The 26,270-nt window shown below is 58.3% G+C and carries 27 protein-coding genes; 20 read left to right on the forward strand and 7 right to left on the reverse strand.

Annotated features, from left to right (window positions below; translation table 11 throughout):
- Nucleotides 1-7 precede the first annotated feature (7 nt).
- The gene (locus ACR0NE_RS11935; RefSeq protein WP_170511449.1) at nucleotides 8-1,231 is read right to left on the reverse strand and encodes a urate hydroxylase PuuD; all 1,224 of its coding nucleotides are present in this window, start codon (nucleotides 1,229-1,231) and stop codon (nucleotides 8-10) included.
- Nucleotides 1,232-1,326: 95 nt separating this feature from the next.
- Here ACR0NE_RS11935 and ACR0NE_RS11940 point away from each other — a divergent pair, with 95 nt between their 5' ends.
- Nucleotides 1,327-2,241 carry a LysR family transcriptional regulator gene (locus ACR0NE_RS11940; protein ID WP_170511345.1) on the forward strand — a complete coding sequence of 305 codons (915 nt, stop codon included), beginning with the start codon at nucleotides 1,327-1,329 and terminating at the stop codon, nucleotides 2,239-2,241.
- 2 nt (nucleotides 2,242-2,243) lie between these two features.
- Here the strand turns inward: ACR0NE_RS11940 and uraH are convergent, their stop codons facing one another.
- On the reverse strand, nucleotides 2,244-2,600 hold the full coding sequence (uraH, locus tag ACR0NE_RS11945; protein ID WP_170404478.1) for a hydroxyisourate hydrolase: 357 nt from the start codon (nucleotides 2,598-2,600) through the stop codon (nucleotides 2,244-2,246).
- 163 nt (nucleotides 2,601-2,763) lie between these two features.
- Between uraH and puuE the strand changes: the two genes are divergently transcribed.
- The 3 genes from puuE (at nucleotide 2,764) to ACR0NE_RS11960 (ending at nucleotide 6,159) form a co-directional block, all read left to right on the forward strand.
- Nucleotides 2,764-4,182: an allantoinase PuuE gene (gene puuE, locus ACR0NE_RS11950; protein ID WP_170596962.1), complete on the forward strand. Its 1,419-nt coding sequence runs from the start codon at nucleotides 2,764-2,766 to the stop codon at nucleotides 4,180-4,182.
- Nucleotides 4,179-4,664 carry an ureidoglycolate lyase gene (locus ACR0NE_RS11955; RefSeq protein WP_170564627.1) on the forward strand — a complete coding sequence of 162 codons (486 nt, stop codon included), beginning with the start codon at nucleotides 4,179-4,181 and terminating at the stop codon, nucleotides 4,662-4,664. The genes puuE and ACR0NE_RS11955 overlap by 4 nt, the downstream gene beginning before the upstream one ends.
- Before the next feature lie 67 nt (nucleotides 4,665-4,731).
- Nucleotides 4,732-6,159: a nucleobase:cation symporter-2 family protein gene (locus ACR0NE_RS11960; RefSeq protein ID WP_170511354.1), complete on the forward strand. Its 1,428-nt coding sequence runs from the start codon at nucleotides 4,732-4,734 to the stop codon at nucleotides 6,157-6,159.
- A gap of 39 nt (nucleotides 6,160-6,198) precedes the next feature.
- On the opposite strand, the gene ACR0NE_RS11965 is transcribed toward ACR0NE_RS11960, so the two are convergent.
- The 3 genes from ACR0NE_RS11965 to ACR0NE_RS11975 all read right to left on the reverse strand — a co-directional run bounded on the left by ACR0NE_RS11965 (nucleotide 6,199) and on the right by ACR0NE_RS11975 (nucleotide 8,502).
- Nucleotides 6,199-7,188 carry a glyceraldehyde 3-phosphate dehydrogenase NAD-binding domain-containing protein gene (locus tag ACR0NE_RS11965; RefSeq protein WP_170596963.1) on the reverse strand — a complete coding sequence of 330 codons (990 nt, stop codon included), beginning with the start codon at nucleotides 7,186-7,188 and terminating at the stop codon, nucleotides 6,199-6,201.
- 54 nt (nucleotides 7,189-7,242) lie between these two features.
- Nucleotides 7,243-7,566, reverse strand: a complete 324-nt coding sequence (locus tag ACR0NE_RS11970) for a hypothetical protein (RefSeq protein WP_170397457.1) — start codon at nucleotides 7,564-7,566, stop codon at nucleotides 7,243-7,245.
- A gap of 102 nt (nucleotides 7,567-7,668) precedes the next feature.
- Complete coding sequence (locus ACR0NE_RS11975; RefSeq protein WP_170397455.1) at nucleotides 7,669-8,502, reverse strand: bifunctional allantoicase/(S)-ureidoglycine aminohydrolase; 834 nt, start codon at nucleotides 8,500-8,502, stop codon at nucleotides 7,669-7,671.
- Between the two features lie 176 nt (nucleotides 8,503-8,678).
- Here ACR0NE_RS11975 and ACR0NE_RS11980 point away from each other — a divergent pair, with 176 nt between their 5' ends.
- From ACR0NE_RS11980 to ACR0NE_RS12000, 5 genes are all read left to right on the forward strand, one after another.
- A complete protein-coding gene (locus ACR0NE_RS11980; RefSeq protein WP_170404458.1) occupies nucleotides 8,679-9,035 on the forward strand; it encodes a hypothetical protein in 357 nt (118 codons plus the stop codon).
- Between the two features lie 222 nt (nucleotides 9,036-9,257).
- On the forward strand, nucleotides 9,258-10,493 hold the full coding sequence (locus ACR0NE_RS11985; RefSeq protein ID WP_170596964.1) for an acyl-CoA dehydrogenase family protein: 1,236 nt from the start codon (nucleotides 9,258-9,260) through the stop codon (nucleotides 10,491-10,493).
- Nucleotides 10,494-10,508: 15 nt separating this feature from the next.
- Entirely contained in the window at nucleotides 10,509-11,309 is an 801-nt protein-coding gene (locus tag ACR0NE_RS11990) for a thioesterase family protein (RefSeq protein ID WP_170424351.1), read from the forward strand.
- Nucleotides 11,310-11,378: 69 nt separating this feature from the next.
- Nucleotides 11,379-12,026, forward strand: a complete 648-nt coding sequence (locus tag ACR0NE_RS11995; protein WP_170565006.1) for a DUF1007 family protein — start codon at nucleotides 11,379-11,381, stop codon at nucleotides 12,024-12,026.
- Nucleotides 12,011-12,949: a HoxN/HupN/NixA family nickel/cobalt transporter gene (locus ACR0NE_RS12000; RefSeq protein WP_170596965.1), complete on the forward strand. Its 939-nt coding sequence runs from the start codon at nucleotides 12,011-12,013 to the stop codon at nucleotides 12,947-12,949. The genes ACR0NE_RS11995 and ACR0NE_RS12000 overlap by 16 nt, the downstream gene beginning before the upstream one ends.
- Before the next feature lie 2 nt (nucleotides 12,950-12,951).
- On the opposite strand, the gene truA is transcribed toward ACR0NE_RS12000, so the two are convergent.
- Nucleotides 12,952-13,719, reverse strand: coding sequence for a tRNA pseudouridine(38-40) synthase TruA (gene truA, locus ACR0NE_RS12005; RefSeq protein WP_170596966.1), 768 nt, complete (start codon nucleotides 13,717-13,719; stop codon nucleotides 12,952-12,954).
- Between the two features lie 107 nt (nucleotides 13,720-13,826).
- Between truA and ACR0NE_RS12010 the strand changes: the two genes are divergently transcribed.
- From ACR0NE_RS12010 to ACR0NE_RS12060, 11 genes are all read left to right on the forward strand, one after another.
- Nucleotides 13,827-15,242, forward strand: coding sequence for a YcjX family GTP-binding protein (locus tag ACR0NE_RS12010; RefSeq protein ID WP_170596967.1), 1,416 nt, complete (start codon nucleotides 13,827-13,829; stop codon nucleotides 15,240-15,242).
- Nucleotides 15,239-15,694: a GNAT family N-acetyltransferase gene (locus ACR0NE_RS12015; protein WP_170596968.1), complete on the forward strand. Its 456-nt coding sequence runs from the start codon at nucleotides 15,239-15,241 to the stop codon at nucleotides 15,692-15,694. The genes ACR0NE_RS12010 and ACR0NE_RS12015 overlap by 4 nt, the downstream gene beginning before the upstream one ends.
- The gene (locus ACR0NE_RS12020; protein ID WP_170397437.1) at nucleotides 15,687-16,676 is read left to right on the forward strand and encodes a YcjF family protein; all 990 of its coding nucleotides are present in this window, start codon (nucleotides 15,687-15,689) and stop codon (nucleotides 16,674-16,676) included. Before ACR0NE_RS12015 ends, ACR0NE_RS12020 begins: the two co-directional genes overlap by 8 nt.
- Nucleotides 16,677-16,730: 54 nt before the next feature.
- A complete protein-coding gene (locus ACR0NE_RS12025; RefSeq protein ID WP_170404431.1) occupies nucleotides 16,731-17,441 on the forward strand; it encodes a VIT1/CCC1 transporter family protein in 711 nt (236 codons plus the stop codon).
- 86 nt (nucleotides 17,442-17,527) lie between these two features.
- Nucleotides 17,528-17,728, forward strand: coding sequence for an NAD-dependent epimerase/dehydratase family protein (locus tag ACR0NE_RS12030; protein WP_170511429.1), 201 nt, complete (start codon nucleotides 17,528-17,530; stop codon nucleotides 17,726-17,728).
- The gene (locus tag ACR0NE_RS12035) at nucleotides 17,725-18,021 is read left to right on the forward strand and encodes a DoxX-like family protein (protein WP_480453875.1); all 297 of its coding nucleotides are present in this window, start codon (nucleotides 17,725-17,727) and stop codon (nucleotides 18,019-18,021) included. The genes ACR0NE_RS12030 and ACR0NE_RS12035 overlap by 4 nt, the downstream gene beginning before the upstream one ends.
- Nucleotides 18,021-18,500 carry a DUF2269 domain-containing protein gene (locus ACR0NE_RS12040; protein WP_170596969.1) on the forward strand — a complete coding sequence of 160 codons (480 nt, stop codon included), beginning with the start codon at nucleotides 18,021-18,023 and terminating at the stop codon, nucleotides 18,498-18,500. Before ACR0NE_RS12035 ends, ACR0NE_RS12040 begins: the two co-directional genes overlap by 1 nt.
- Before the next feature lie 100 nt (nucleotides 18,501-18,600).
- Nucleotides 18,601-21,309, forward strand: a complete 2,709-nt coding sequence (locus tag ACR0NE_RS12045; protein WP_170596970.1) for a DUF2339 domain-containing protein — start codon at nucleotides 18,601-18,603, stop codon at nucleotides 21,307-21,309.
- A 164-nt stretch (nucleotides 21,310-21,473) separates the two neighbouring features.
- Nucleotides 21,474-24,383 (forward strand): isoleucine--tRNA ligase, encoded by a 2,910-nt coding sequence (gene ileS / locus ACR0NE_RS12050; protein WP_170596971.1) that lies wholly within the window; start codon nucleotides 21,474-21,476, stop codon nucleotides 24,381-24,383.
- Nucleotides 24,384-24,520: 137 nt separating this feature from the next.
- Nucleotides 24,521-24,979 (forward strand): methylated-DNA--[protein]-cysteine S-methyltransferase, encoded by a 459-nt coding sequence (locus tag ACR0NE_RS12055; protein WP_170596972.1) that lies wholly within the window; start codon nucleotides 24,521-24,523, stop codon nucleotides 24,977-24,979.
- Between the two features lie 76 nt (nucleotides 24,980-25,055).
- Complete coding sequence (locus ACR0NE_RS12060) at nucleotides 25,056-25,523, forward strand: hypothetical protein (RefSeq protein WP_170596973.1); 468 nt, start codon at nucleotides 25,056-25,058, stop codon at nucleotides 25,521-25,523.
- Here the strand turns inward: ACR0NE_RS12060 and ACR0NE_RS12065 are convergent.
- Complete coding sequence (locus tag ACR0NE_RS12065) at nucleotides 25,508-26,221, reverse strand: CDP-alcohol phosphatidyltransferase family protein (RefSeq protein ID WP_170397421.1); 714 nt, start codon at nucleotides 26,219-26,221, stop codon at nucleotides 25,508-25,510. The genes ACR0NE_RS12060 and ACR0NE_RS12065 overlap by 16 nt on opposite strands.
- Between the last annotated feature and the right edge of the window lie 49 nt (nucleotides 26,222-26,270).

Below are 26,270 nucleotides of genomic sequence, written 5' to 3' on the forward strand. Positions count from 1 at the left end.
CAATCCGCTACAGACCGGCATTTCGGAACCAGCGAACAATCGCATCCCGGTCTTCAGGTTCCATATAGGTCACGTTCGCGGGAGGCATGGCATGTGTGACGCCGGATTGCAGATAAATCTGCTGCGCGTTCTGAGCAATGTCAGCTTTTGTTTCCAGCAGGACACCTTTGGGTGCCCACAGGATGCCTTCCCAGACAGGCTCGCGCGCGTGGCACATAGAACAGCGACCCAGAACTATGTCCTGTGCTTCTTCAAAGCCATCCGCTGATGCGAATTTCTGTTCGTAGGGAGTTAGTTGCCGTGCTTCGGCCTCTTCCAACGGGTCGTTCATCGAAGCAGTCGACAACCACATGATGGTCATGAACAGCAAAGCCGTTACCAACCAGGTCCAGGTTGGGTTTCCAGCGCGCGCATGGCGGGTGTTGAAATAGTGCCGGATCGTGACACCCATCAGGAAGACCAGCGCGGCGATGATCCAATTGTACTCGGTCGCAAAAGCCAGCGGATAGTGGTTCGACAACATCAGAAACACGACCGGCAATGTCAGATAGTTGTTGTGGGTCGAACGCAGCTTGGCGATCTTGCCGAATTTCGGATCAGGTGTGCGCCCGTTCTTTAGATCGTCCACCACAATGCGCTGGTTTGGCATGATGATGAAAAACACATTTGCGGTCATGATTGTGGCCGTGAAGGCCCCCAGATGCAGCATCATCGCGCGACCGGTGAATATCTGGTTATAACCCCAGCCCATAATCACCAGCAGCACGAACAGAAGAACCATCAGCAATGTCGGACGCTCGCCCAATCCCGACTTGCAGAGAAAATCGTAGACCAGCCAACCGACAGTCAGCGAGGCAGCCGAGATCAATATGCCCTGCCATAGCGCCAGATCCGCCTTTTGGGCATCGATCAGATAGAGCTCTCCGCCTACCCAGTAGACGATCATCAGTAGCGCGGCACCGCTGAGCCATGTGGCATAGCTTTCCCATTTAAACCAGGTCAGGTGGTCGGGCATACGCTCCGGAGCGACGAGATATTTCTGGATGTGATAGAATCCTCCGCCATGGACTTGCCATTCCTCGCCGTCCGCCGGTCCGGGGATATCGCGGTTCAAACCAAGATCCAGCGCGATGAAGTAGAAGGATGATCCGATCCAGGCAATCGCGGTGATAACGTGCAACCAGCGCACGCCAAAACCAATCCAATCCCAGAACACGGCGAAGTCGTACATGCTTATGTCTCCGATTGCGTTGCGCCACACTAGGCAAACGGGCTTTTCTTCGGTATTCCCGTATATTGTCAAACTGTATCAAAAAAAACGATAAGATGTCCTATCTCGACAACATTCGAACCTTTGTCCGGGTCTATGACTTGGGCAGCATGTCAGCCGCCGGGCGGGATATGAGAATTTCACCTGCGGTGACGTCGGCGCGAATTTCGCAGTTGGAGGATCATCTGGGAGTGCGCCTGTTTCAGCGCACAACCCGGAACCTGACACCAACGGAACAGGGACGGGCGTTCTACCCCGGCGCGGTTGCGGTTCTGGATGCAGTTGATGAGGCAGAGGCCCAAGTCACGCATCTGACCGAAGCCCCCCGCGGGTCTCTGTTTGTTGCTGCGCCCTTGGGCGTCGGGCGCCGGTTATTGGCGCCTCATGTGCCTGATTTTCTGTCAGAATACCCTGAGATTGATGTGCGTCTAAGACTGACAGACCGCTCGGTTGATCTGACCACTGAAGGCTTGGATCTGGCTTTTTTCATCGGTCAGCCCGAAGACAGTACATTGCGCATTCGCAAGATTGCGGATTGCCAGCGTGTGCTATGCGCGGCCCCTGATTACGTGAGCCGATGTGGGATGCCCGAAGCTGGATCCGATCTGATTTCAGGCAAGCATGAATGCTTGAACCTGCGCTTCCCCGGCGCGGCAGAGTTTCAGTGGATGCTGGAAACACCCGATGGCCCGAAACGATTTGCTGTCTCGGGCAGGTATGAATGTGACGATGGTGATGTTTTGACCGATTGGGCGCTGTCTGGGCAAGGTATTGCCATGAAACCCGTTTTTGAGGTGTCAGAGCATTTGAAGGCGGGGAGGCTGATCCCGGTGGCGATGAAGACGCCTCCGGTTCCCGTGCAAATGGCCTGCCTTTATACGCATCGCCGCCATCAGGACCCGAAGGCGCGGCTGTTTATGGATTTCATGATTGACCGGATCGGCAAAGTGGTTCGAAGCGCCGAAGTCTAGGGCTAGCTGCCCCGGTAAGTCGAATAGCCGTAGGGGGACAACAGCAGCGGAACGTGGTAGTGCGCGTCCGCATCGGACATGCCAAAGCGGATCGGCACCTGATCCAGAAACAGAGGATCATCGCCATCCTGACCCGTCGCGCGCAGGTAATCTCCGGCGAAGAATATCAGCTCATAAGTGCCGGTTTTAAAGTCGTCCTGCGGTAAGATCGGGCTATTGGTTCGGCCATCCGCGTTGGTTTCCATCTCGACCAGTTTACGGTGCGAGTTCCCTGACACTTTGTAGAGCGCGATTTTCAACCCCTCAGCGGGGCAGCCGCGCGCCGTGTCGAGAACGTGGGTTGTCAGATAGCCAGCCAAGGGTCTCTCCTATGTGTTTCTTTTGGTGTGCCACAGTCTGGGCCAAACCGCAAAATGGTTGAAATGCCGAAAGAAGTGGAAACAGTGTTCGGATTGATTTGATAATCAATAGACCGTTTCTGCGGTAAAGCTGTCAAAACACCTAATCGGACTGGAAGACCCTATGCAGCCGCCTCGTTACCCCCGCGATATGATCGGATACGGAGCCAACCCACCTGACGCCGCATGGCCCGGCGGGGCGAAACTGGCTGTGCAGATTGTGTTGAACTACGAAGAAGGCGGCGAGAACTGTGTTCTGCACGGGGACGCTGCGTCCGAGGCGTTCTTGTCCGAGATCGTTGGGGCGGCGCAGTGGCCGGGCCAGCGTCATTGGAACATGGAATCGATCTATGAATATGGCTCGCGGTCGGGGTTCTGGCGCCTGCATCGCTTGATGAAAGACCTACCGATCACCGTTTATGGTGTGGCTACCGCGTTAGCGCGTTCGCCAGATCAGGTTGCGGCGATGAAATCGGCAGGGTGGGAGATTGCCAGCCATGGCCTGAAATGGGTCGAGCACAAGGATATGCCCGAGGCGGAAGAACGGGCCCAGATCGCCGAAGCGATCCGTCTGCATGCCGAAGTCGTAGGGGATCGCCCGCGCGGCTGGTACACTGGGCGCTGTTCGGACAACACCGTGCGTCTGGTCGCCGAGGAAGGTGGCTTTGCTTATGTTGCCGATACCTATGCAGACGATCTACCCTACTGGATGCAAACCGGTGGTCGGGATCAGTTGATTGTTCCCTACACGCTGGATTGCAACGACATGCGCTTTGCGACGCCACAGGGGTTCAACGCCGGGGATCAGTTCTATTCATATCTGAAAGACAGTTTCGATGCGCTTTATGCGGAAGGCGAGGCCGGTGCACCCAAGATGCTGTCGATCGGTTTGCACTGTCGCCTGATCGGGCGACCGGGACGCGTCATGGCGCTGAAACGGTTTCTGGATTACGCGCGTGGGTTCTCGGACGTGTGGTTCGCAACGCGATTGCAGATTGCCGAGCATTGGGCCGAAAAGCACCCGGCGGCTGAGCGTCCACAACCCTCGCAAATGGGCCGCGAAGAATTCGTCTCTGCGTATGGAGGTATCTTCGAGCATTCCGCTTGGATCGCCGAGCGCGCCTATGATCTGGAATTGGGCGCGGCGCATGACACGGCAGTCGGATTACACAGTGCTTTGACGCGCATGTTCCGGTCCGCCTCGACCGAGGAACGGCTCGGTGTTTTGACAGCCCACCCTGATCTGGCAGGCAAACTGGCGCAGGCAAAGCGGCTGACACAGGAAAGTACGTCCGAGCAAGCCTCGGCAGGGCTTGATGCGCTGACGGATGAGGAACGCGCCACCTTCACCGAACTGAACCAGCGCTATACGGAAAAATTCGGCTTTCCGTTCATCATTGCCGTGCGGGACCACAACAAGGCTTCGATCCTAAACGCATTCGAACGGCGCATCGAACAGGATCGCGAAACCGAGTTCGCCGAGGCCTGCCGACAGGTCGAGCGGATTGCCGAGTTCCGTTTGCGCGATGTGCTGCCCTCATGACTCGGATTGTCGCTGAACCGATCTCGGCCGAAGCTTTCGCACCGTTTGGTGATCTGATTGATGTGTCAGGTGAGGCCGACAAGATCATCAACCAGGGCCAGTGCGGGCGGTATCATGATCGGGCAAGGCTGGATTTCGGTGATGCCCAAGCGGGCATCAGCCTGTTCAATGCAAACCCACGCGAACTGCCTTATCAGCTAGCGATGGTTGAGCGTCATCCCGACGGCAGCCAGGCGTTCATTCCGATGACTCACCAGCCCTTTCTCGTGATCGTCGCCCCGGATGAGGAGGGGCAACCGGGTCGTCCTCGCGCGTTCATTACACAGCCAGGACAGGCGGTGAACTATCACCGGGGAACATGGCACGGAGTCCTGACACCCTTGCATGGACCCGGTCTGTTCGCAGTCGTTGATCGGATCGGGGAAGGCCCGAACTTGGAGGAATACTGGTTCAGCACACCGTACGAGGTGGTCAACCGCTGAAACCAGAACCGAAGCCGCCGGAGAAGCGGTAAGAACCCCATTGGATCTTAGGGAGGACAATGAGATCATGGCTGAAACTTCGATAGGGACGCCTGAACAGCTTCGGGACCCGAACTTCACACCCGCCTTGCACAAGGCGATACCGCTGGGCATTCAGCACGTATTGGCGATGTTCGTCTCGAACGTGACACCGGCCATCATCGTGGCGGGTGCTGCCGGGTTTGGATTTGGGTCGAACTCCCCGGATTTTCCCGAACTGCTGTACCTGATCCAGATGTCGATGCTATTTGCAGGGCTGGCGACACTGCTGCAGACTATCACGATTGGCCCGGTCGGAGCGGCTCTGCCGATTGTACAGGGAACGAGCTTTGCGTTTTTGCCCATCATGATCCCTCTGGTCGCCGGAAAAGGCGTGGATGCCTTAGGGGCGCTGTTTTGCGGTGTCCTGGTTGGCGGCTTGTTTCATGCCTTTCTTGGCCTCTTCATAGGCAAGATACGGTTTGCGCTTCCGCCGCTGGTCACCGGACTTGTCGTAACAATGATCGGTTTGGCGCTGGTCAAGGTCGGCATACAATACGCCGCTGGTGGTGTGCCTGCGATTGGGACTCCTGAGTATGGATCGCTGCTCAACTGGTCGGCTGCACTGGTTGTGGTTGTTGTGACGCTTGGCCTCAAGTTCTTTGCGCGCGGCATGCTGTCGGTGTCTGCCGTACTGGTCGGATTGGCGGTTGGTTACGTCTATGCTCTGATGGTCGGGATGGTGACGTTCGAGGCCATTGGCACAAGTTGGTCACGCGCCTCAGCTTTTGCTCTGCCCGTACCATTCAAATATGGGTTTGAGTTCTCTCTGGCCGCCGTGATCGGCTTTTGTCTCATGTCTTTCGTCTCGGCCATCGAGACCGTCGGTGACGTATCGGGAATCACCAAAGGTGGTGCAGGTCGCGAAGCAACCGACAAGGAAATCGCGGGCGCGACTTATGCAGATGGTTTCGGAACAGCGATTGCCGGTATGTTTGGCGGGTTTCCCAATACGTCCTTCAGCCAGAATGTCGGTTTGATTGCGATGACGGGCGTCATGAGCCGCCATGTCGTGACCTGTGGAGCTATCTTCCTGATCCTGTGTGGCCTTGTGCCAAAAGTCGGGGCAATTATCCGCACCGTGCCTATCGAAGTGCTGGGCGGTGGTGTGATCGTCATGTTCGGCATGGTGGTCGCGGCAGGTATCTCGATGCTGTCAGACGTGGATTGGAACCGTCGCAACATGGTGATCTTTGCGATTTCGCTGTCGATCGGTCTTGGGTTGCAGCTGGAACCCGGCGCGGTTCAGCACCTACCTGATACACTTCGTATCCTGATGACCAGCGGCCTGCTGCCCGCAGCGCTGATCGCCATTGTACTGAATTTGGTCCTGCCAGAAGAATTGGCCGAAGAATCGACTGAAGAGGTTTCAGGGGGTATGGCCGGTCACGGGGCGGGTAGCCTACCTCACGATTGAAGTCTTGAAGTAATCCGTAGCGTGCTTCAGCGCTGCGGATTACCCGGCGTTTGCCATCAGGCGCGCGACATCCAGCATGCGGGCTGAAAACCCCCATTCATTGTCGTACCAGCCAAAGACCCTGATCTGCCTCTCTCCAATCATGCGCGTCTCGGGCCCCGCCACTACCAGTGACTCAGGGCGGGACCGCAAATCAGATGACACCAAGGGCAAATCAGTCCAGCCCAGCACGTCAGAAGCTGCGACCGCGTCGCGAAACGCTTGTTCGAATTGATCTGCGCTCATGCCACGTTCTAGCGTGGCGACAAGATCAACGGCAGATACGCTGGCCGTCGGAGCACGCACCGCGGCCCCCGACATACGACCGGCCAGGTCTGGCAAGACGATATCAATCAAATGCGTCGCGCTCGAGGTCGTGGGCACCATCGACAATGCCCCGGCGCGCGATCGGGCCAAATCCCCGCGTGGCGCATCGACCATCGGCTGGCTGTTTGTATAGCAGTGGATGGTGGTCATGTGCCCGGACACAAGCCCGCCGATTTCATCAATCAGCTTGACGAGCGGTGCCAGACCATTGGTGGTGCAGGATGCATTTGAAACGATCCGTGCGCTGCCCAATTGATCTTCGTTTGCCCCCAGTACCAGTGTGACTTCGGCAGCGGGTGAAGGGCCGGAAATCAACACTTTATCCGCCCCAGCAGTCAAGCCCCGGCTGGCCACGTCGGATGTTCGCGCGATGCCGGTGCAATCGAGCATGACATCGACGCCGGACAGATCGACCTGTGCCAAATCGGCGCTGTGAGACATCAGAATAACGCGGCCATCGATATTCAGTGCTTCACCTTCGGTCGTGACCGAACCCTGATAGGGGCCAAACGTGCTGTCATATTTGAACAGGTATGCGCATGTTTCCAGCGGTGCGATATCGTTGATCAGCACCAGTTCTACATCCGAATGCTGCGGCAGGCTTAAGACCTGACGCAGAATGGTGCGGCCGATACGACCGAATCCGTTGATCGCGAGTTTCATGCGCAAGCTATGGCAGGCAGATCAGGCGATCTCAATCAAAGTATTGTACCAATTTCAGTTGCAGCTGACCTGCGAAAAGAACTGGCCCGAAATGTTCTGGTACATGCTGGAATAGATCGCCTTGCAGCCGGTCGCCTTCTGTATCGCGGCCATTGCCTGGATGGTGCGAAGACGTGGCGGCGGGCCAAAGGGGTTCAGATTGTTATTATCCCGCGTCGCCCGATAAACCACAGGCGCGTCCGAGACCTGCGTCACCGCCCATGTGCGGCTCATGACGAAAACGGATTTGGTTTCTTCCTTGGCTGCGACCGGGGCGGCGTTGAACGCCGAAAGGCCAAGGGTGGCAACCAGTGCAATCATCGTACCGCGCAGTAACATCGAACAATCTCCAGTGCTGAAAACTCATTTGATTTCATCAGATTCCAGCGATTCTGTGAACCCCTTTACCAGAACTTGACCCGGTAAAGCCCCGATCGTCAGCTACCTAGACGGTACAGACAACGGCATGTGCCTATTCACATCCTTGTACAACAGATAGCGAAACCGTCCCGGTCCGCCTGCGTAACAGGCCTGCGGGCAGAAAGCGCGCAGCCACATGTAGTCACCGGCCTCAACCTCGACCCAATCCTGATTGAGCCGGTAAACAGCCTTGCCTTCAAGCACATAAAGGCCGTGTTCCATCACATGGGTTTCGGCAAAGGGAATCACACCACCGGGTTCGAAATTGACGATGTTGACATGCATGTCGTGACGCAGGTCCTGCGGATCGGTGAAGCGGGTGGTAGACCAGCGGCCTTCGGTGCCGGGCATTTCGTTGGGTACCACGTCGCGTTCATTGGTGATGATCGGGTCAGGGGCGGGCAGGCCGGGCACTGCATCATAAGCCTTGCGCACCCAATGGAACCGGGCAACTGAATCGCCATGGTTGTGCAGCGTCCAGTCGCTGCCCGGGGGGATATAGGCATATCCACCGATCTCAAGAACATGATCCGCTTCGTTCAGGGTCAGCGTGACGCTGCCCTCGACCACGAAGATCACCCCTTGCGCATTTGGGTCGGTTTCGGGCGTATCGCTGCCACCGCCGGGCTGCACCTCCATTATGTATTGCGAGAATGTCTCGGCAAAACCACTCAAAGGCCGGGATAAGACCCAAAGACGTGTATTCTCCCAGAAAGGCAGAAAGCTGGTGACGATGTCGCGCATCGTGCCCTTGGGGATTACCGCATAGGCATCGGTGAACATGGCACGGTCGGTCAACAGTTGCTCTTGCCCCGGATGTCCGCCTGTCGGTGCATAATATTTAGGATGTGTCATCAAATGCCTCTGCTTCGTCTGGGCACAATATGAGGCGATCTCACGGGCGGACCTAGCGCCCGCCTTGCGAAAGGTTTGTTCGGGATAATTTGAAGGTGGCCAAGTGGGGCTTGGCCGCACACGCATAGAGGTATATCTATGGACGTGAAAGTCATTCAAATCGGCGAGGCCCTTTGATGAAAGCCTTTGTTTACACAGCGCTGGTTGCTGCACTTTTTCTGGGGGTGGGTGGAATAGCACAGGCTAAACCACTTTCCCGAATCATCGCGGAAATGGGGTTGAGCCCCGCTGACTTTGAGGTGTTGAACGACACCTCAAACGCGTTGCTGTCGACGGGCACTCCATCCGTGGGGCAGGAGAGGGCTTGGCTCAATCAGGACACCGGCTCGAAGGGGACAATCCGCGTGCAAAGCGTTCAGGGCAATTGTGTGATACTTCAGCACTTTGTGCAGCCTGAAGGTGCTGCACAGGCCCGCGATATCAGAACACGCCGCTGCAAGACCGCTGATGGGAACTGGATCCTGACACCTTAAAGGTCGGTGCCTTGGCCAGCACCCGAACTAACACAGCTGCACCCTTGTGATTTGCTCCAGCTAATTTGACCGCAGGCCCCCTGCTGGGCATCGCATTGATGCTGGACCGGGCTCAATTTGCGTGAATGACGTTCCGTCACTTAGCTGGACACCTTCATGGCCACTAAGCCATCCTCGGACCAAAGCCAACGACCCGCATTGCGCCACAGGGAAGGAATAGACATGACCATGACTTTCGGATTGCGTGAGGAAAACCGCGCCCTGTTACAGCGGGTGAGAGATATGATTCACGACGAGGTCATGCCGCTTGAAGATGAGTATCAGGCAGAAATCAATAAAGGCGATCGTTGGAAATATACCGAGCGACAGGCCGAGATTCTCGAGGGGCTGAAAGCCAAGGCCAAGGCGGCGGGGCTTTGGAACTTCTGGCTGACAGACAGCGACAAAGGTTTTGGCCTCAGTACAGTTGAATACGCCTATTTCGCCGAGGAGATGGGCAAGACGCCCTTGGGGGCCGAAGTTTTCAACTGCTCCGCGCCCGATACAGGGAATATGGAGGTGTTTGAACGCTACGGGTCAGGCGCGATGAAAGAGCAGTGGCTGAAGCCTTTGCTCGACGGGCAGATTCGCTCAGCTTATCTGATGACCGAACCCGATGTGGCCTCATCAGATGCCACCAACATTTCGATGTCCTGCGTGAGGGACGGGGCCGAATATGTTCTGAACGGCGAGAAATGGTGGTCGTCTGGGGCGGGCGATCCGCGTTGCAAGGTCTATATCGTGATGGTCAAAACCGGCGGGGACGATCTGCCAAAGCACCAGCGCCAGTCGATGATCGTGGTCCCAGCAGACGCGCCGGGTATTGAGGTATTGCGCCCGATGGAGGTCTATGGCCACGACGATGCGCCCCATGGTCACATGCACATCCGTTTCACAGAAGTTCGGGTCCCGGCCGAAAACATTCTACTGGGCGAAGGGCGCGGGTTCGAGATCGCGCAGGGGCGCTTGGGGCCGGGCCGTATTCACCATTGCATGCGCGCGATTGGACAGGCCGAGTCTGCGCTGGAGCAGATGTGCAAGCGTTCACTACAGCGCCAGGCGTTTGGGAAGAAACTGGCGCAGCTGGGGGCAAACTACGACATCATCGCCGAATGTCGGATGGAGATCGAAATGGCCCGTTTGCTGTGCCTCAAGGCCGCCTGGTACATGGATCAGGGCGATGCAAGGGCGGCGGCCCCATGGATCAGCCAGATCAAGGTCGTTGCCCCCAAGGTCGCGCTGAAGGTGATCGATGAGGCCGTACAAGTGTTCGGCGCACAGGGGATCAGTCAGGATACGCCCTTGGCAAATGCATGGACCCATGTGCGCACCCTGCGTCTGGCGGATGGGCCGGACGCAGTGCATCGCCGTCAGGTCGCTCGCGCCGAGTTGAAGAAATACACGCAGGAAAAAGTCTGAGGCGACAGAACCACAATGACATCGGATGTGTTGGGGCAGGCGTATTTCCACCAAAATGCGCAGGGTGTGTTTGTTGGCAATGACCCCGCGCGCGGGCCTTGGTCAGCCGATCATTGCCATGCTGGGCCAGTCAGCGGATTGATCGTGCGGGCGGCAGAAACCGAAGTTGGCCCTGAGAAGATGTTGACCCGGTTGACCGTCGATCTGCTGCGTCCATTGCCTCTGGCTGGTTTGCGAGTCGCGGCAGAGACGACACGCCATACCAAGACGCTGGCGACCACACGGGTCACCGTACATGATCTGGACGACACGCTTTGCGCCACCGCCACAACCATGCATATGGTGCGCAAAGACCTTGGGGCCGTGCCCAATGTCGAACTGCCCGCGCCCAGGGTCGAAGATATGGTCGATGGCCCGTTTCCGATCGGTGAGATGCGCCATCAGTTGCCCGGTTTTGCCCATCACTCCCAGATCGGCTATCCCGCTGATGGCAAGCAAGGGGCAGGTCCGAAAACCGTCTGGATGCGTACACCTGCCTTGCTGGAAGGAGAGGACCCGTCGCCGATCCAAGCGCTCTGCCCGCTTGCAGATTGCGGCAATGGCATATCGTGGAACGCGCCCACATCTGAGATGGGTTTCATGAATACCGACCTGACTGTGCAAGTCCACCGCGAGCCTGTCTCGGACTGGCTGGCCTCTGACTCGATCTCGCACTGGCAACCCTCGGGGATCGGTATGTCGCAGTCAGTTCTTTTTGATACACAGGGGCCAGTTGGGACGGCTTTGCAGACATTGGTCTTGTTCCCGCCGGAGTAAATGGCGGGATTCTGCAGCCTAGTGTTTAGTCGGATTGCCGATACCAGCTGCGCATTCTATCTTTGCACCATGCGCTGGCTTGCCTTCTCCTTGACCTGCCTTCTGCCGATACCGGCTCTGGCTCATCCCCATGTCTTTATCGACACGGGGCTAGAGTTCATGGTCGATGACGCAGGCAACCTGACCCATGTGCGTGTGACCTGGGCCTATGATGAGTTCTATTCATTGCTGGTTCTGGAAGACATGCGACTGGATCAGGATGCAGATGGCGTGCTGACCGAGGCTGAAGAGCAGTTTCTAAGTGGCTTCGACGCGCAGTGGGTCGAAGGTTACAATGGCGATCTGGTCATCCGCATGGGCGAAACCGTGATCCCGCTATCCGGCCCGCTTGAACCGCAGGCCACGACCGAGGATGCCCGCATCGTGACCACACATCTGCGCGCGGTCGAAGGAGACCCTGTTCCGGCGGATGCGCTGTCGATCAAAGCCTTTGATGAGAGCTTTTATACCGCATACGAAGTGACCCGCCCGGTTCTGGTTTCGGGCCCCACGACCTGTGAGATTGAACGGAGCGATCCGGATATCGACAACGAACTGGCCCAGATGCAGGCTTTTTTGCTGACGCTGGATGCCGAGTATGACCTTGAAGAAAACGATATCCCTCTGGTCGGTGAGAAATTCGCAACCGAGATTCGGCTTTCATGTCCAAATACCTGATCGTTCCCGTTGCCATCGCCTGCGGGGTGCTGCTGTGGTTCTGGGGCAGCGGTGGTTTTGACCATCTGGCCGCTTGGGCTGCCGGAGAGCAACGCGAATTCCAGAACCAGATCGCCCGCGCCCTTCGCGCAGCACGCGCCGAGCAGCCCGAAGCTGTGGCAACGCTACTGACGGTCTGTTTTGCATATGGGTTTTTCCATGCCATTGGACCGGGCCATGGCAAGGTTCTGATCGGAGGATATGGGCTTGGCCGTCGTGTTGCGTTTTGGCGACTTTCTGCAATCAGTGTCCTGTCGAGCCTAGGGCAAGCAGTGACGGCGGTTGTGCTGGTTTATGCCGGGGTATTGGTATTCCAGATGTCACGCGAGTCGCTTGTAGGCACGACCGAACAGGTCATGGCACCGATCAGCTACGGCGCAATTGCCGCTATAGGCCTGTGGCTGGTTTTCCGCGCCATCCGCAGTTTTGCGCGGCGTCACAAAAACCAAGCCTCTCAAACGCACGACCACCATCACCATGCGCATGATCACGATCACCATCATCACGACCACGAGGTTTGCGCTGACTGCGGCCACCGCCACGGCCCGACGGCCGATGAGGTCGCTCAGGTCGGCAGCTTTCGCGAGGCGTTGATCCTGATCGCTGGTATAGCCGCACGCCCCTGTACGGGCGCGTTGTTTGTGCTGATCCTGACATGGCAGATGGATATCGCAATGGTCGGCATCGCAGGCGCATTCGCCATGGCTTTAGGCACCGCAACCGTCACCACTTTGGTCGGTTGGACATCCTTTGGGTTGCGCGGCGGGTTGCTGGCCTCAGCCTCGGCTACACGCTTTGCATCGGTACTGGCCCCGACCATCGAACTGGTGGCAGGTCTTATCATCGCCGTGATTGCAAGCGGGCTGCTATTGCGGGCCTTGTAGACTTAGCCAAACACCGGTTCGAGATATCCTACCCGTGCCAGATACAATCCTTGCGGCGGGCAAACCGGCCCACAGGCCGCACGGTCAACCGCCTCAAGCGCATCGCGAACGTCCTCGGGCGTCCAAGCTCCGGCCCCCACGCGCTCCAACGTGCCAACGAAGCTACGTACCTGATTGTGCAGAAACGACCGGGCGCGAACGTGGAAATGGATTTCGGGCCCCGAGAAGCCCTGAACCTGTTCCACCCGCAACTCATCCAGTGTCTTGACCGGGCTGGCGGCCTGACAGATGGAGGACCGGAAGGTGGTGAAGTCATGCCGCCCGATCAGCATATCCGCCCCGGCCTGCATCGCTGCAACGTCCAGAGAATGATTGATCTGCCAGACCTGCCCCTTGTCATGGGTGGCGGGTGCACGGCGCATCAGGATACGGAACAGATATTGCCGTTCAAGCGCCGAGAACCGCGCATGCCAGTCATCATCCACCCGTGCGGCTTTCACGATGGCGACAGGCTGCGGCTTGAGATGATAATTCAACGCCTCAGACAGGCGAAATGGGTCCCATTCTTTGACCAGATCGCAATGCGCCACTTGTCCTAGCGCGTGAACCCCAGCGTCGGTACGACCGGCGGCGGCGATTGTGTGGTCTCCGGGTTCGATCCGCGAAAGCGCTAGTTCGATCGCGCCCTGAACCGAAGGCAGCTCCTTTTGCCGCTGCCATCCGGCAAACGGTTCCCCTTGGTATTCGACTTGCAGCGCGTATCTGGGCATGGGGCGCTGGTATCGCGCCTTGGTCGGACGGGCAAGGGGGCGAAAGCTCTGGCAAGTGCCGCAACCGCTACCTATCTTGGGCAAAACGATAATTGCGGGGCGACAGCTTGGTCATCTCATCATTGGCAGACAGTCTGGTGCGCGGCGTCGAATCCGTGGGTGACCGTGTGTCTGAGACATTCTTCGAACCGGTCATCCGGCTGGGCGTGACGGGATTGGCGCGGTCGGGTAAGACAGTGTTCATCACATCTCTGGCCGCCAACCTGCTGGATCGGGGCCGCATGACCGGTCTTGTGGCGCAGCAAGAGGGGCGTGTCACCGCCAGCTACCTGCAGCCGCAACCCGACGACACCGTGCCCCGGTTCGATTTCGAATCCCATCTGTCCGCCCTGACCGGACCAGCGCCGCACTGGCCGGACAGCACGCGTGCTGTTTCCGAGTTACGCCTGTCCTTCAAAGTCCAGCCCGCAGGTCTGCTTTCGGGATTGCAGGGCCCCCGAACATTGCATCTGGACATTGTGGACTATCCGGGTGAGTGGCTGCTGGATCTGGCCCTACTGGACAAATCCTATGAAGATTGGTCGCGGGACACGCTGGAACACATATCCAATCGCCCACAAGCAGGGGCATTTATGGCAAAGGTTCAGGCGACCGACCCAACCGCGCCACATGATGAGCCGCAGGCGCAGGACCTCGCCCGCAGCTTCACCGATTACCTGAATGCCGCGCGTGATGCCGGTTTCTATGACTGCACTCCCGGTCGGTTTCTTCTGCCGGGCGATCTGGCCGGGTCTCCTGTGCTGACATTCGCGCCGCTCCCGGTGTCGGGGGTGTCAATTCGGCGTTCACTACACCGCGAGATGGAGCGGCGGTACGAGGCGTACAAATCGCGTGTGGTCAAACCTTTCTTTCGCGACCACTTTGCCCGGATCGACCGGCAGATCGTTCTGGTAGATGCGTTGGGGGCAATCCATAAAGGCCCGCAAGCGGTCGAGGATATGCGCCGCGCGATGGCCGATATCCTGTCGGCCTTCCGCCCCGGTCGCAACGCATGGCTCAACAGCCTGCTGCTTGGCAAGCGGGTCGAGCGTATCCTGTTTGCGGCCACCAAAGCGGACCATCTGCACCATCTGCAGCACCCGCGCCTGACCGCGATCATTGAGGCCCTGACCCGTGAGGCCCGCGACCGCGCCAGCTTTGCCGGGGCTGAAACTGCGGCCTTATCGTTGGCTTCACTTCGGACAACGACGGAAGAGATGCGCAGCCATAACGGCGTGGAATTGCCTTGCGTGCGCGGTACTCTGCTAGATAGCGGTAAGCAGGCGGCCTTTTACCCCGGTGATTTGCCCGAGGACCCTGCCCATCTGCTGGGCCCCGCGCGCAATGGGGCCGAGGGATGGCTGGGCGAGGACTATGGCAATATGGCCTTTGCACCCGCACATTTGACCCTGAATCCCGGTGACGGTCCGCCACATATTCGGCTGGACCGGGCTGCGCAGTTTCTGATCGGAGACCGGCTGTGAACCTGATCCTTCGCCCCGCTCGCAGTACCGATGCCGGAACCACAGGCGCTATTCTGCATGAGTTCGCCCGCGAAAACGACTGGATGCCTGAACTGCATTCTGAGGCCGAGACCATTGCGTTTTGCGGCAAGATGATTGATCTCGGCTGGGTCACGGTGGCCGAAAAGCAGGGGCAGGTGGCCGGATTTCTGGCGTTGAATGGGGACGAAGTGCAGTCGCTCTATCTGGCGGCCTCGGCGCGCGGGCAGGGGATCGGGCAGCAATTGCTGGATCGCGCCAAAGCGCAGCGTCCCACGCTCAACTTGTATGCGTTTCAGGCCAATCCTTCCGCATGCCGGTTCTATGAGCGTAACGGCTTTGTCGAGGTCGCACGCGGCGATGGGTCCGAGAACGACGAAAACCTGCCCGACATCAGATATGTTTGGACGCGCGAGGAGTTGGTCGATGGCTAAAGGCCCCGTTTTGATTGATCTGGAAGACGATGCCTCGGCAGTTGATGTCTCGACCGCGCCTCCTGTTCCAGACATCGCGCCTCCGCAGGGACAGGCGATGCAGGCAGCGGTACGGTTTGTAGCGCGGAAACCTTCGGTTTTGGCGCGTTGGTTCTGGGGGCTGGCATTAGCCGTTGTGGGGGCGGTGGTCTCGGTCGCCGCATGGGATTTTGCCATCTCTCTGCTGGAACGCGCACCAATTCTGGGTTGGATTGTTACCGGCCTGATCGCCGCTCTGCTGCTGGTCGTGCTGATCATTGCGTTGCGTGAACTGGCTGCAATCAGCCGCCTATCCCGCGTAGACGGGTTGCGTCGCGCCGCTGATGCCGCATTGGCGGATGAAGACCTGTCGCAAGCTCGCGCCGTCACCAATCGCCTGATCACATTTTACAACGGACGCGACGAAACGCGCTGGGGTCGAGATCGCCTAAAGGAGCGGATGGGCGAACAATTCGATGCGGCAACCCTGCTGACCTTGGCCGAAGACGAGATTCTGGCCCCGCTGGATGCTGCCGCCAGCCGCGAGGTCGAGGCCGCAGCGCGGCAGGTCGCGACCGTGACCGCTCTGGTCCCGCTTGCTCTGGCGGATGTAGCGACGGCGCTGGCAAGTTCATTGCGCATGATCCGGCGGATTGCGGAAATCTATGGCGGTCGCGCAGGTTTCTTGGGCAGTTGGCGCCTAACCCGCGCCGTATTCGTGCATCTGATTGCAACTGGCGCGGTGGCAGTGGGGGATGATCTTCTGGAGCCGATTTTGGGCGGCTCGGTTCTCAGCAAATTGTCGCGCCGGTTCGGTGAGGGGCTGGTCAACGGCGCGCTCACCGCCCGCGTGGGTGTCGCTGCGATGGAGGTCTGTCGACCTTTGCCTTTCTCGAAACGCCACCAGCCCTCGACCCGTGGCATGATCAAACGCGCGCTCAGCGGGTTGTTCTCCAGGACTTGATCTGGCGCAAGGCCGTGCCTGAACCTGTCCTGCATAAACAGGACGGAGCCAGCCATGACCGAACACGGCCACAGCCAGCAAGAGATTTTCGAACGGATCAATGCGCCTCCGGGGCGTGGGGTTCTGCGCGATGTGGTTTATGGCGGCATCGATGGCTCAGTCACGACATTCGCGATCGTTGCCGGGGTTGCCGGGGCAGGTTTATCGCCTTTTGTCATCGTGGCACTTGGGTTGGCCAACGTGCTGGCGGATGGTTTTTCGATGGCGGCGGGCAACTACTCGGGAACCAAGGCCGAGCTCGATAACATCCACCGTATTCGAGCCATCGAGGAACGGCATATCAAGTTGTACCCGGATGGCGAGCGAAAGGAGGTGCGCGAAATCCTCGCACAAAAAGGCCTTTCAGGCAGCGTTCTGGATGACGCGACGGCTGAAATCACTTCGAACCACGACAATTGGGTCGACCTTATGATCGAGGGCGAATACGGGCTGGGCAGCGTCGACCCGCATCCCCTCAAAGCCGCGATGGCGACGTTCTTTGCCTTTCTGATCGCGGGGATGATTCCGTTGTTGCCGTTCCTCTTATCCGTTGCAAATGCGTTCACAGTATCGGCCTGGATGACTGCGGGCGTGTTCTTTGCCATTGGCGCGATGAAAAGCCGGTGGTCGCTTGCACCCTGGTGGCGATCAGGCGGAGAAACCCTGCTGATCGGGGGTGCGGCGGCAGCTATCGCCTTCTGGGTTGGCTCGTTGTTTCACCCCTGAATGGTGCTGTTGTCGCGGACGGGGTGATCAGGCTGATCCTCAGAATCTGATCCGCTATGGTGTTGTAAACCAATGCGAGGCAACTCGTGGCAACGGATCGTCCTGAAAAAACTGTTTTGGTGCTGGGCGCTTATGGCTTCATCGGTGCTGCGGTCGTTCGGTCGCTGCATGCGGATGGCGCCTGTGTGAAGGGGCTTGTGCGCAGCCAGAAGACGGCTGAGAGGGTCCTTCCAGATATTGCGCTGATCTCGGGGGATCTACGTGATTTCAAGTCGGCGGTGGATTGACGGGGCTATCGCGGGCGGTCGAGATACTCTCGCGCAATGGTTGGCCCGTTGGGATTGCCAACGCGAGCGTGGTGTTTTGGTCGATGATCAATATCGCGCTGGGGCTGGCAATCTTGTGGCGTCCGTGGGCCGCGCGCGCTTGCCTCGCGCAGGCTGCAATCGCCGCTTTCTATCTGATCGCCGCCACGTTGACGGTGCCTGAACTGTGGCTCGACCCTTTGGGACCGTTGGTCAAGATAGCACCGGCTTTGATGCTATCACTGATCGCGCGACCCATGTTGGAGAGCCGCTGATGGACCCGGATCTGATCTTGCGTTGGCTTCACGTGATCGGAGCATGCGATCTATTGGGCACTTGCGCGGGGATCGCCTTTTTCATGCTGATGGCGCACCGCACGGCAGATGCACGGGTGATTGCTCATACGGCGGGAATCGTGGTGCTGGCCGACACAGTTATTACGGCCACCTCAGTCATTTTCCAGCTGATCACCGGCGTGTTGCTGGCCTGGCAACTGGGCTGGTTGCTGTCGGAGGGTCGGATCGCGATATCACTGCTGCTTTACGTACTGACCGGCCTGTTCTGGCTGCCGGTGGTTTGGATTCAGGTGCGTCTGAGGGATTATGCAAGGCAGGCTGATCGGGATGGTACCTCCTTGCCAAGCAGTTACGACAAACTTTTCCACAGATGGTTCGCTTGCGGTATTCCGGCCTTTGCCGCAGTGCTGGCGATCCCTTGGCTGATGCTGGCACGCCCTCACATCCTGCTTTTCTAGGCCGATTACCTGAGCAGCAGGCGGTATCCATGCGGATTTCCAGACTATAAACTAGCCTGTCTGCATGGTACGTTTGGCGCATCGCATCCGGAGGTTTCGGTTGGAATCCTTGCTTGTCCTCGTTGGTCTGATCGTTCTGGCCATTCCTGTTTCGATCATCGCTTTGCTGATTGGTCAATCGCGGTTGCGTAAGCGCGTCGAACAGCTTGAGCGGCAATTGGCCAGGCAAAAACCGGAAAGCGGCGCCGAAACCTCCAAGACATCAAGGCCGGAGCCGAAGACGACGCAAACCAAGCATGATCCCTGGGCCGCGGCGAAAACCTCGTCTACCACTGACGAAAGCCCATCGGATGCGCCGCAGGCCGTTGAGGCCGCCGATCCTCCTGCCACCATCGTTTTTCGTGAGGAAAAGATCGCCGCGCTGGGCGCGTGGTTGCGTGAGAACTGGTTCTATGCGGTTTCGGCGCTGTCACTGGCCTTGGCCGGGATATTTCTGGTGCAATACGGGGTTGAGAACGGGCTGTTGCCACCCACCGCGCGGGTCGCCGCAGCCCTGATCTTTGGCCTTCTGCTGATTGGGTCAGGTGAAGTGATCCGCCGCCGCTTCGGCGATGACGAGGACGCGTCGACCGCTTATCTACCATCGGTCTTCTCGGGCGCGGGTCTGGTGACCTTGTTTGGTGGCGTCCTTGCCGCGCGCCAGCTTTATGATCTGATCGGCCCCGAGGCCGCTCTGGCCGGTCTCGTTATCATCGCTCTGTTTGCGTTGGTCTTGGGATGGTTCCACGGGCCGCTGCTCGCCGCCGTAGGCCTAATCGGAGCCTTTGCCGCGCCCTTTATGGTTGGAGGCGCATCGGACGATCCCAGTTGGCTTTATGGTTATTTCTTTATCATCGCCATTTTGGGCTTGGGTATCGATACCGTCAGGCGTTGGGCATGGATTTCTATTCTGACGCTAGTGGGTGCATACGGGGCGGCGTTTTTGCTGGTGCTGTCTTCCCCCTCTACGGAACCGGAGTATCTGACCTGTGTGACAGCACTGGCGCTGATTGCGATGGCGATACCCGTACGCAGTATCTGGCCCGACCACACCGGCCCGATGATTGCCGAGGTCATCCGGCGACGGAAAGGGGATCCATGGCCCGAGTTTCCAACCCGAATTGCCTTTGGTGCGGTTCTCACCAGTTCCATCATCCTGTCGCTGCATTGGTCGGATTCAAGCGGTGAGTTTTGGCTGGGCGTTGCTCTGTTTACCGCTTTGATACTGGCGCTGATCCTTTGGACAAAAGCTGCGCGTGCTTTGCAGGATGTGACGGTGCTGCCTGCGTTGGGTCTGATCTGGTTTGTTCTGCTGCACGGGTTGGACGGTGGCTCCGTGTGGCGCGGCTTTGCCGACACATACGTGGAAACGGCCGAGGCCGATTATCCTTGGGTAGTCACGCTATTGGTTGCCCTCGGGGCCTTGATCAGCGTGCTCGCTGCGTGGCGGTCCTTCCACGCCGGGCGCTACGCTGTGGTCTGGGCCGGGGGTGCAGCCCTATATGCTCCGACGCTGGCGATCGCGCTTGAAGTCGGTTGGCAGCCTGCAAACGTGATCGGAGCTTATGCGTGGGCCTTACATGCAATCGCAATAGGCGCGATGATGGTGGTTTTGGCCGAACGGTTTGCGCGGGCCGATGGTGAGAAACGGATGCGGCCTGCACTGGCAACTCTGTCTGCGCTATCGTGCCTTAGCTTTGCCTGCATCATCGTACTCAGTTCTGCCGCATTGACCGTAGCACTTGTCGCAATGATTGTTGTGGCCGCGGCGCTGGACCGGCGATTTGTTCTGGCTCCGATGAGTTGGTTCATTTGGGCGGGTGTGTTCACGGTGACCGTACGGCTGGTGCTCGACCCGGGGCTCGATTGGGCTGAAACCGCGCCTTTGATCGAAATGACCTTGGTCTATGCAGTGGCGGTTGCCGGGTTCATCATGGGGTGGGCGTTGCTAAGGTCCTTGGACCGCCCGATTGCCTCGTTGCTGCTTGAAAGCGCGGCCTGGGCAACGGCGGGAATATTGCTATCGCTCTTGTTGCTGCGCTGGCTGGAAAGCTTCGGAGAAGGCGGCGCGACAGACAGCCATTGGGGGCTGGGGCTGCTGGCGGTGATCTGGCTGCTGCTGGCTTTTGCACAAATACAGCGGTTCGAGCTTGGCGGTAAGCTGAACTACGCGCGTTACGCGCTCGCGGCGTTCTTTGCGGCACACGGCATGATGCGTCTGGTTCAGGCTTTGTCTGAGGCTAACCCGTTGCTCGACCCATTTGCCGATCCCGTGCTCGGCCCGCCGGTGCTGAACACGTTGGCGGTGGCCTATCTGTTGCCTGCGCTGGCCATCGGCTTCTCGGCTTGGCGCGTCGTGACGCAGCCCGTGCTACTGAAGCAGATCAGTTATGGGGTCGCCGGTGCCCTGATCGCTTTTTGGCTGGGGCTTACAATCCGTCATGTCTGGCAGGGGGCGAGTGGCATGTATGAAGGCAACGGCGTCACCCAGCCCGAGCTTTATTCATACACCATCACCTTGTTGGTGGTCGGCGCAGGGTTGTTCTACCAGTCGCTGGCCCGCCGGTCCGATTTGATGCGTAAGGCCGGTTTGGCCGTGATTGGCCTCGCGGTGGCCAAGGTGTTTCTGATCGATATTGCCGGATTGGGCGGGCTGATCCGGGTGTTTTCGCTGTTGGCGCTCGGTCTCGCACTGGCGGGTCTCGCATGGCTCAATCGCTGGGCCAAGCTGCGCCATTCGTCGCAAGACCCGGAACCTCTGGACCATTGAGAGCAGGCGTCCTATAAGCGCGGCCATGTTTGACCGGCTGGCCATCATTATTCGAATTATATCCCCGGCGCTCTGATATCGCGAGACGCCGGGCAAAGGTGCTTGAGTTATCGCACTGACCGCTTCGATCCATACACGACCAGAACATCCTGAGGACGCCCCAAATGTGCGCCGAAACACCTGACTACAAAGACACGCTGAACCTGCCGAAAACCGAATTCCCCATGCGTGCAGGCCTGCCCAAGCGCGAGCCAGCATGGCTGGACCGCTGGGAGAAGATCGGCGTCTATGACCGCCTTCGCGAGAAAGAGGGCCGCAAGCCTTTTACCCTGCATGACGGCCCTCCTTACGCGAACGGCCACCTGCATATCGGCCACGCACTGAACAAGACCATCAAGGACATGATCGTTCGGTCCCATCAGATGATGGGCTACGATTCACGCTATGTACCTGGCTGGGACTGCCACGGTCTGCCCATCGAATGGAAGATCGAGGAACAGTATCGCAAGAATGGCAAGAACAAGGACGAGGTGAACATCGTCGACTTCCGTCAGGAATGCCGCAAGTTCGCCGAAGGCTGGATCGACATCCAACGTGAAGAGTTCAAGCGTCTGGGCATCACCGGCAATTGGCCCGATCCCTACATCACCATGGATTATCACGCCGAGGCTGTGATCGCGGACGAGTTCATGAAATTCCTGATGAACGGTACGCTTTATCAGGGCTCGAAACCCGTGATGTGGTCGCCCATCGAAAAGACGGCTCTGGCCGAGGCCGAGGTCGAGTATCACGACAAGGAAAGCTTCACCATCTGGGTGAAGTTCAAGGTTGTGAACACCGGCGATGTGACGCTGGACAACGCTTATGTGGTGATCTGGACGACGACCCCATGGACGATGCCCTCGAATAAGGCCGTGGTCTATGGCGAGGATATCTCCTACGGCCTCTACGAAGTCATCGGCCGCCCCGAGGAGTGCTGGGCGCGGATCGGCGAACGCTATCTGCTAGCCGATGACCGTGCGGCGGATGTGTTTGCCCGCGCGCGTCTGGACGATACGATGTACCGTCGTCTGTGCGATGTCACGCGGGAGGATTTGGCCAAGATCCAACTGGCACACCCGCTGGCCGGGGCTGAGGGCAGCAATGGTGAATGGGACGACATCCGCGATTTCCGCGCCGCTGAGTTTGTGACCGACACCGAAGGCACCGGCTTTGTCCACTGCGCGCCGTCGCACGGGATGGAGGAATTCGAGCTTTACCGTGATCTGGGGATGTTGGAACAGGTCATCACTTACAACGTGATGGATGATGGCAGCTTCCGCGCCGATCTACCGTTCTTTGGCGGTAAATACATCCTGTCCCGCAAGGGCGGTGAAGGCGATGCGAACAAGGCCGTCATCGACAAGTTGGCCGAGGTTGGCGGGCTGCTGGCGCGTGGCAAAATCAAGCACAGCTATCCGCATTCGTGGCGCTCGAAGGCGCCGATCATCTACCGCAACACGCCGCAGTGGTTTGCCTCGGTTGACCGCAAGCTGGAGGACGGCATGGGCGAGATGGGCGACTCCATCCGTGAACGTGCCCTGCGCTCGATTGATGAACTGGTGAAATGGACGCCGCAGACCGGCCGCAACCGTCTATATTCCATGATCGAAACACGCCCGGACTGGGTTCTGTCGCGCCAACGCGCCTGGGGCGTGCCGCTGACCTGCTTCACCAAGAAGGGGGCATTGCCGACCGACGCGGACTACCTGCTGCGCAATGACGAACTCAATGCCCGCATCAAAGCCGCGTTTGAGAAGGATGGCGCAGACGTCTGGTACACGGACGGGTTCAAGGAGAAGATCCTCGACGGTATCGCGAACCCCGACGACTACGATCAGGTGTTCGACGTGCTGGATGTGTGGTTCGACTCTGGCTCGACCCACGCCTTTGTGCTGCGTGATCGTGAGGACGGGACCGCGGACGGTATCGCTGACGTCTATATGGAAGGCACCGACCAGCACCGCGGGTGGTTCCATTCGTCGATGCTGCAGGCTTGCGGCACCAAGGGGCGTGCACCATACCGCAACGTAGTGACCCACGGATTTACGCTGGATTCCAAGGGCAACAAGATGTCCAAATCGCTGGGCAACACCATCGTGCCGGAAGAGGTCGTTAAACAATACGGCGCCGATATCCTGCGCTTGTGGGTGGCTCAGACCGACTACACCGCCGACCAGCGGATCGGACCGGAGATCCTGAAAGGGACAGCCGACAGCTATCGCCGCCTGCGCAATACCATGCGGTTCATGCTGGGCTCGCTGGCGGACTTCACCGAAGCGGATCGGGTTGCGCCTGAAGATATGCCGCGCCTGGAGCGCTGGGTGTTAAGCCGACTGGCCGATCTGGATGAGCAGGTGCGCAAAGGTTATGCAGCATTTGACTTCCAGGGTGTATTCAGCGCCGTATTCACATTCGCCACGGTTGATCTGTCATCGTTCTATTTCGATGTCCGTAAAGACGCGCTTTATTGCGACGGTGACAGCCTACGCCGCCGTGCCGCGCGGACTGTGCTGGATATCCTATTCCATCGTCTGACCACATGGCTGGCCCCAGTTCTGGTCTTCACTATGGAAGAGGTCTGGCTGGAAAGGTTCCCGGCCGATGATAGTTCGGTCCATTTAATGGATTTCCCTGAAACGCCCGCTGATTGGCGCCATGAAGAACTGGAAGCCAGCATGGCCAAAGTCCGCCGCGTTCGCCGCGCCGTGACCGCTGCGCTGGAAATTCAACGTCAGGACAAGGTGATCGGATCCAGCCTTGAGGCCGCACCGATCGTGCATGTCGAAGATCAGGAAACCCGCGATCTGCTTGCGACCTTCGACGTGGATGACATGTGCATCACTTCTGGTCTGGCCGTCACAGGCGATCCGGCCCCGGCCGAGGCGTTCCGTGTGCCGGAAATCGAGGGCGTAGCTGTAGTGTTCGAAAAAGCCCAAGGCGACAAATGCCAGCGCTGCTGGAAAATCCTTCCTGATGTTGGGCTGCACGCCCATCCGGGCGTATGCGGGCGCTGCAACGAGGCGCTGAGCTGACATTCGAACGGAGCGCGAGAGAGAGATCGCTGATGCGAGGCTCTGCCTCGCGCTCCGAGGTATTTTTGGCCAGATGAAGAGGCGGATCGTCAGGATTCGGGTTGCAGGTGTGGTGAAACATCTGCAACCGTTCATTTATGCCGATGATCGCCGTAGAAACTCAGTTTGGTTGCCTTGGTGTCGAAGAGACCAGCGGCGCCATCACGCGTCTTGTCTGGAATGGCTGTGACGAAGGTCTAGCCACCCCGGTTCTGCAAGAAGCGGCGGCGCAGTTGCGTGCCTATGACGAAGGGCGTTTGCAGCAGTTCGATCTGCCCTACCGAATCAAGGGGTCGGAATTTCAGCGTCAGGTGTGCGATGCAATGTATGCTATCCCATTTGGTGATACGCGCACCTATGGCGAGTTGGCTAACGACCTTGGCTACTCGGCGCAAGCGGTTGGGCGCGGATGCGGAGGAAATCCCATCCCCATCATTATTCCCTGTCACCGGGTTCTGGGTGCAGATGGGAAGATGGTTGGGTTTTCAGGCCACGGCGGTGTTGAGACCAAAGTGGCTCTGCTGCGTCACGAAGGTGCTGCCAGCCTGTTGATCTGATCGGTACTTATCTGTTGCAATCGGAGCGGCACGGCCCCAACCTATATCGAATAGTGAATTTGAAGGACCGAATTGAATGACCGGCCAGACAGACCCCGCCGCACGTAAGAAAGCCATCATCGATCATCTGATGTCTTTGGAAGAACAGGAACTGGCAACCGCACAGGCACATTATGATGCCTTCCTTATGGACTCGCAGTTGGATGACCGAGAAGGGCATGACAAGGACGACATCGCTGCCTCGCGCGAGAATGCAGATCTGGCGGCCGCCTTTGATGCGCCTGTTCATGCGCATCACGCCAAGATTGACGTGATCGAGAACACCGATTTTGGCCTCACGGATACGGTGCAGCCCGGCGCCGTAATCAAGTTCAACAATCGCCGCTTCGTCGTATGTGTCTCAACGACTCGGTTTGAGGTGGACGGCAAAACCTACATGGGCATTTCGACCCAAAGCCCGATCTATCTAGCTATGGTTGGCCTGCAAGAGGGTGACGTGTTCACCCATAACGGGACTGAGTTCGAGGTTCAGGAAGTCTTGTAATCCCGGGCCTTGCGTGGCGGAATGATCTGCTGCGCAATACCGGCCGAGACCAAATACAAGCTGGTGATCACCAGCCCCCAATGGGCCCAGCTTTCGGGGTGAAAGTCGACCCAGGCGGCCCAGCCTGCAAAGAATGTCCACGCAAAAGCCATAGGCAATGACAGGGTGCGCCAACGCTCGGTCCGGACTGGGTGAATGAATTTCAGCGGCAGGAACATTGCGACAGACAGCAAGGTGACCAGCAGCAGGATGACCCAGAAGTTGGGCTCCAGGGCGAAGATCACAATGACGAACATGTTCCAGCAGCCTGGAAAGCCAGAGAAGGAATTATCCTTGGTTTTCATGCGGGTATCCGCAAAGTACATCGCGCTTGCAAAGGTGATGACGATGATTGCGAACCAGCCGGTCCAGCCGTCCATCAGACCTGACTTAAACAAGGCGAAAGCGGGAATGAACACGTAGGTCAGATAGTCGATGATCAGATCCAGCAATACCCCGTCAAACTCGGGTGCGTTCTTTTTGACATGATAGTGCCGCGCCAGCGGGCCATCGATGCCATCGACGATGAACGAGACAACGAGCCAGAGATACATCAGGCTCCATTTCTCTTCGACTGCTGCCAACATGGCGAGCATTGCGAAAACGGCACCTGTAGCGGTGAAGAGATGAACGGAAAGCGCTTTGAATCTGAGTGTCATGGTGGTGTCATGACGGAAGCAAGGCGCAGATGCAAAGCAAAAAGGGTCT

It is taken from the genome of Ruegeria sp. C9, from assembly GCF_056537585.1.

What these genes read in the sequence shown, in the direction of transcription:
- ACR0NE_RS11985 (WP_170596964.1), top strand. Translation starts at nt 9,258, where the DNA reads ATGACCATGACTTTCGGATTGCGTGAGGAAAACCGCGCCCTGTTACAG.
- puuE (WP_170596962.1), top strand. Translation starts at nt 2,764, where the DNA reads ATGCAGCCGCCTCGTTACCCCCGCGATATGATCGGATACGGAGCCAAC.
- ACR0NE_RS11960 (WP_170511354.1), top strand. Translation starts at nt 4,732, where the DNA reads ATGGCTGAAACTTCGATAGGGACGCCTGAACAGCTTCGGGACCCGAAC.
- ACR0NE_RS12040 (WP_170596969.1), top strand. Translation starts at nt 18,021, where the DNA reads ATGGACCCGGATCTGATCTTGCGTTGGCTTCACGTGATCGGAGCATGC.
- truA (WP_170596966.1), bottom strand. Translation starts at nt 13,719, where the DNA reads ATGCCCAGATACGCGCTGCAAGTCGAATACCAAGGGGAACCGTTTGCC.
- ACR0NE_RS12025 (WP_170404431.1), top strand. Translation starts at nt 16,731, where the DNA reads ATGACCGAACACGGCCACAGCCAGCAAGAGATTTTCGAACGGATCAAT.
- ACR0NE_RS12020 (WP_170397437.1), top strand. Translation starts at nt 15,687, where the DNA reads ATGGCTAAAGGCCCCGTTTTGATTGATCTGGAAGACGATGCCTCGGCA.
- ACR0NE_RS12000 (WP_170596965.1), top strand. Translation starts at nt 12,011, where the DNA reads ATGTCCAAATACCTGATCGTTCCCGTTGCCATCGCCTGCGGGGTGCTG.
- ACR0NE_RS12055 (WP_170596972.1), top strand. Translation starts at nt 24,521, where the DNA reads ATGCCGATGATCGCCGTAGAAACTCAGTTTGGTTGCCTTGGTGTCGAA.
- ACR0NE_RS11995 (WP_170565006.1), top strand. Translation starts at nt 11,379, where the DNA reads ATGCGCTGGCTTGCCTTCTCCTTGACCTGCCTTCTGCCGATACCGGCT.
- ACR0NE_RS12060 (WP_170596973.1), top strand. Translation starts at nt 25,056, where the DNA reads ATGACCGGCCAGACAGACCCCGCCGCACGTAAGAAAGCCATCATCGAT.
- ACR0NE_RS12065 (WP_170397421.1), bottom strand. Translation starts at nt 26,221, where the DNA reads ATGACACTCAGATTCAAAGCGCTTTCCGTTCATCTCTTCACCGCTACA.
- ileS (WP_170596971.1), top strand. Translation starts at nt 21,474, where the DNA reads ATGTGCGCCGAAACACCTGACTACAAAGACACGCTGAACCTGCCGAAA.
- ACR0NE_RS11965 (WP_170596963.1), bottom strand. Translation starts at nt 7,188, where the DNA reads ATGAAACTCGCGATCAACGGATTCGGTCGTATCGGCCGCACCATTCTG.
- ACR0NE_RS11970 (WP_170397457.1), bottom strand. Translation starts at nt 7,566, where the DNA reads ATGTTACTGCGCGGTACGATGATTGCACTGGTTGCCACCCTTGGCCTT.
- ACR0NE_RS11990 (WP_170424351.1), top strand. Translation starts at nt 10,509, where the DNA reads ATGACATCGGATGTGTTGGGGCAGGCGTATTTCCACCAAAATGCGCAG.
- ACR0NE_RS11975 (WP_170397455.1), bottom strand. Translation starts at nt 8,502, where the DNA reads ATGACACATCCTAAATATTATGCACCGACAGGCGGACATCCGGGGCAA.
- ACR0NE_RS11980 (WP_170404458.1), top strand. Translation starts at nt 8,679, where the DNA reads ATGAAAGCCTTTGTTTACACAGCGCTGGTTGCTGCACTTTTTCTGGGG.
- ACR0NE_RS11935 (WP_170511449.1), bottom strand. Translation starts at nt 1,231, where the DNA reads ATGTACGACTTCGCCGTGTTCTGGGATTGGATTGGTTTTGGCGTGCGC.
- ACR0NE_RS11940 (WP_170511345.1), top strand. Translation starts at nt 1,327, where the DNA reads ATGTCCTATCTCGACAACATTCGAACCTTTGTCCGGGTCTATGACTTG.
- ACR0NE_RS11955 (WP_170564627.1), top strand. Translation starts at nt 4,179, where the DNA reads ATGACTCGGATTGTCGCTGAACCGATCTCGGCCGAAGCTTTCGCACCG.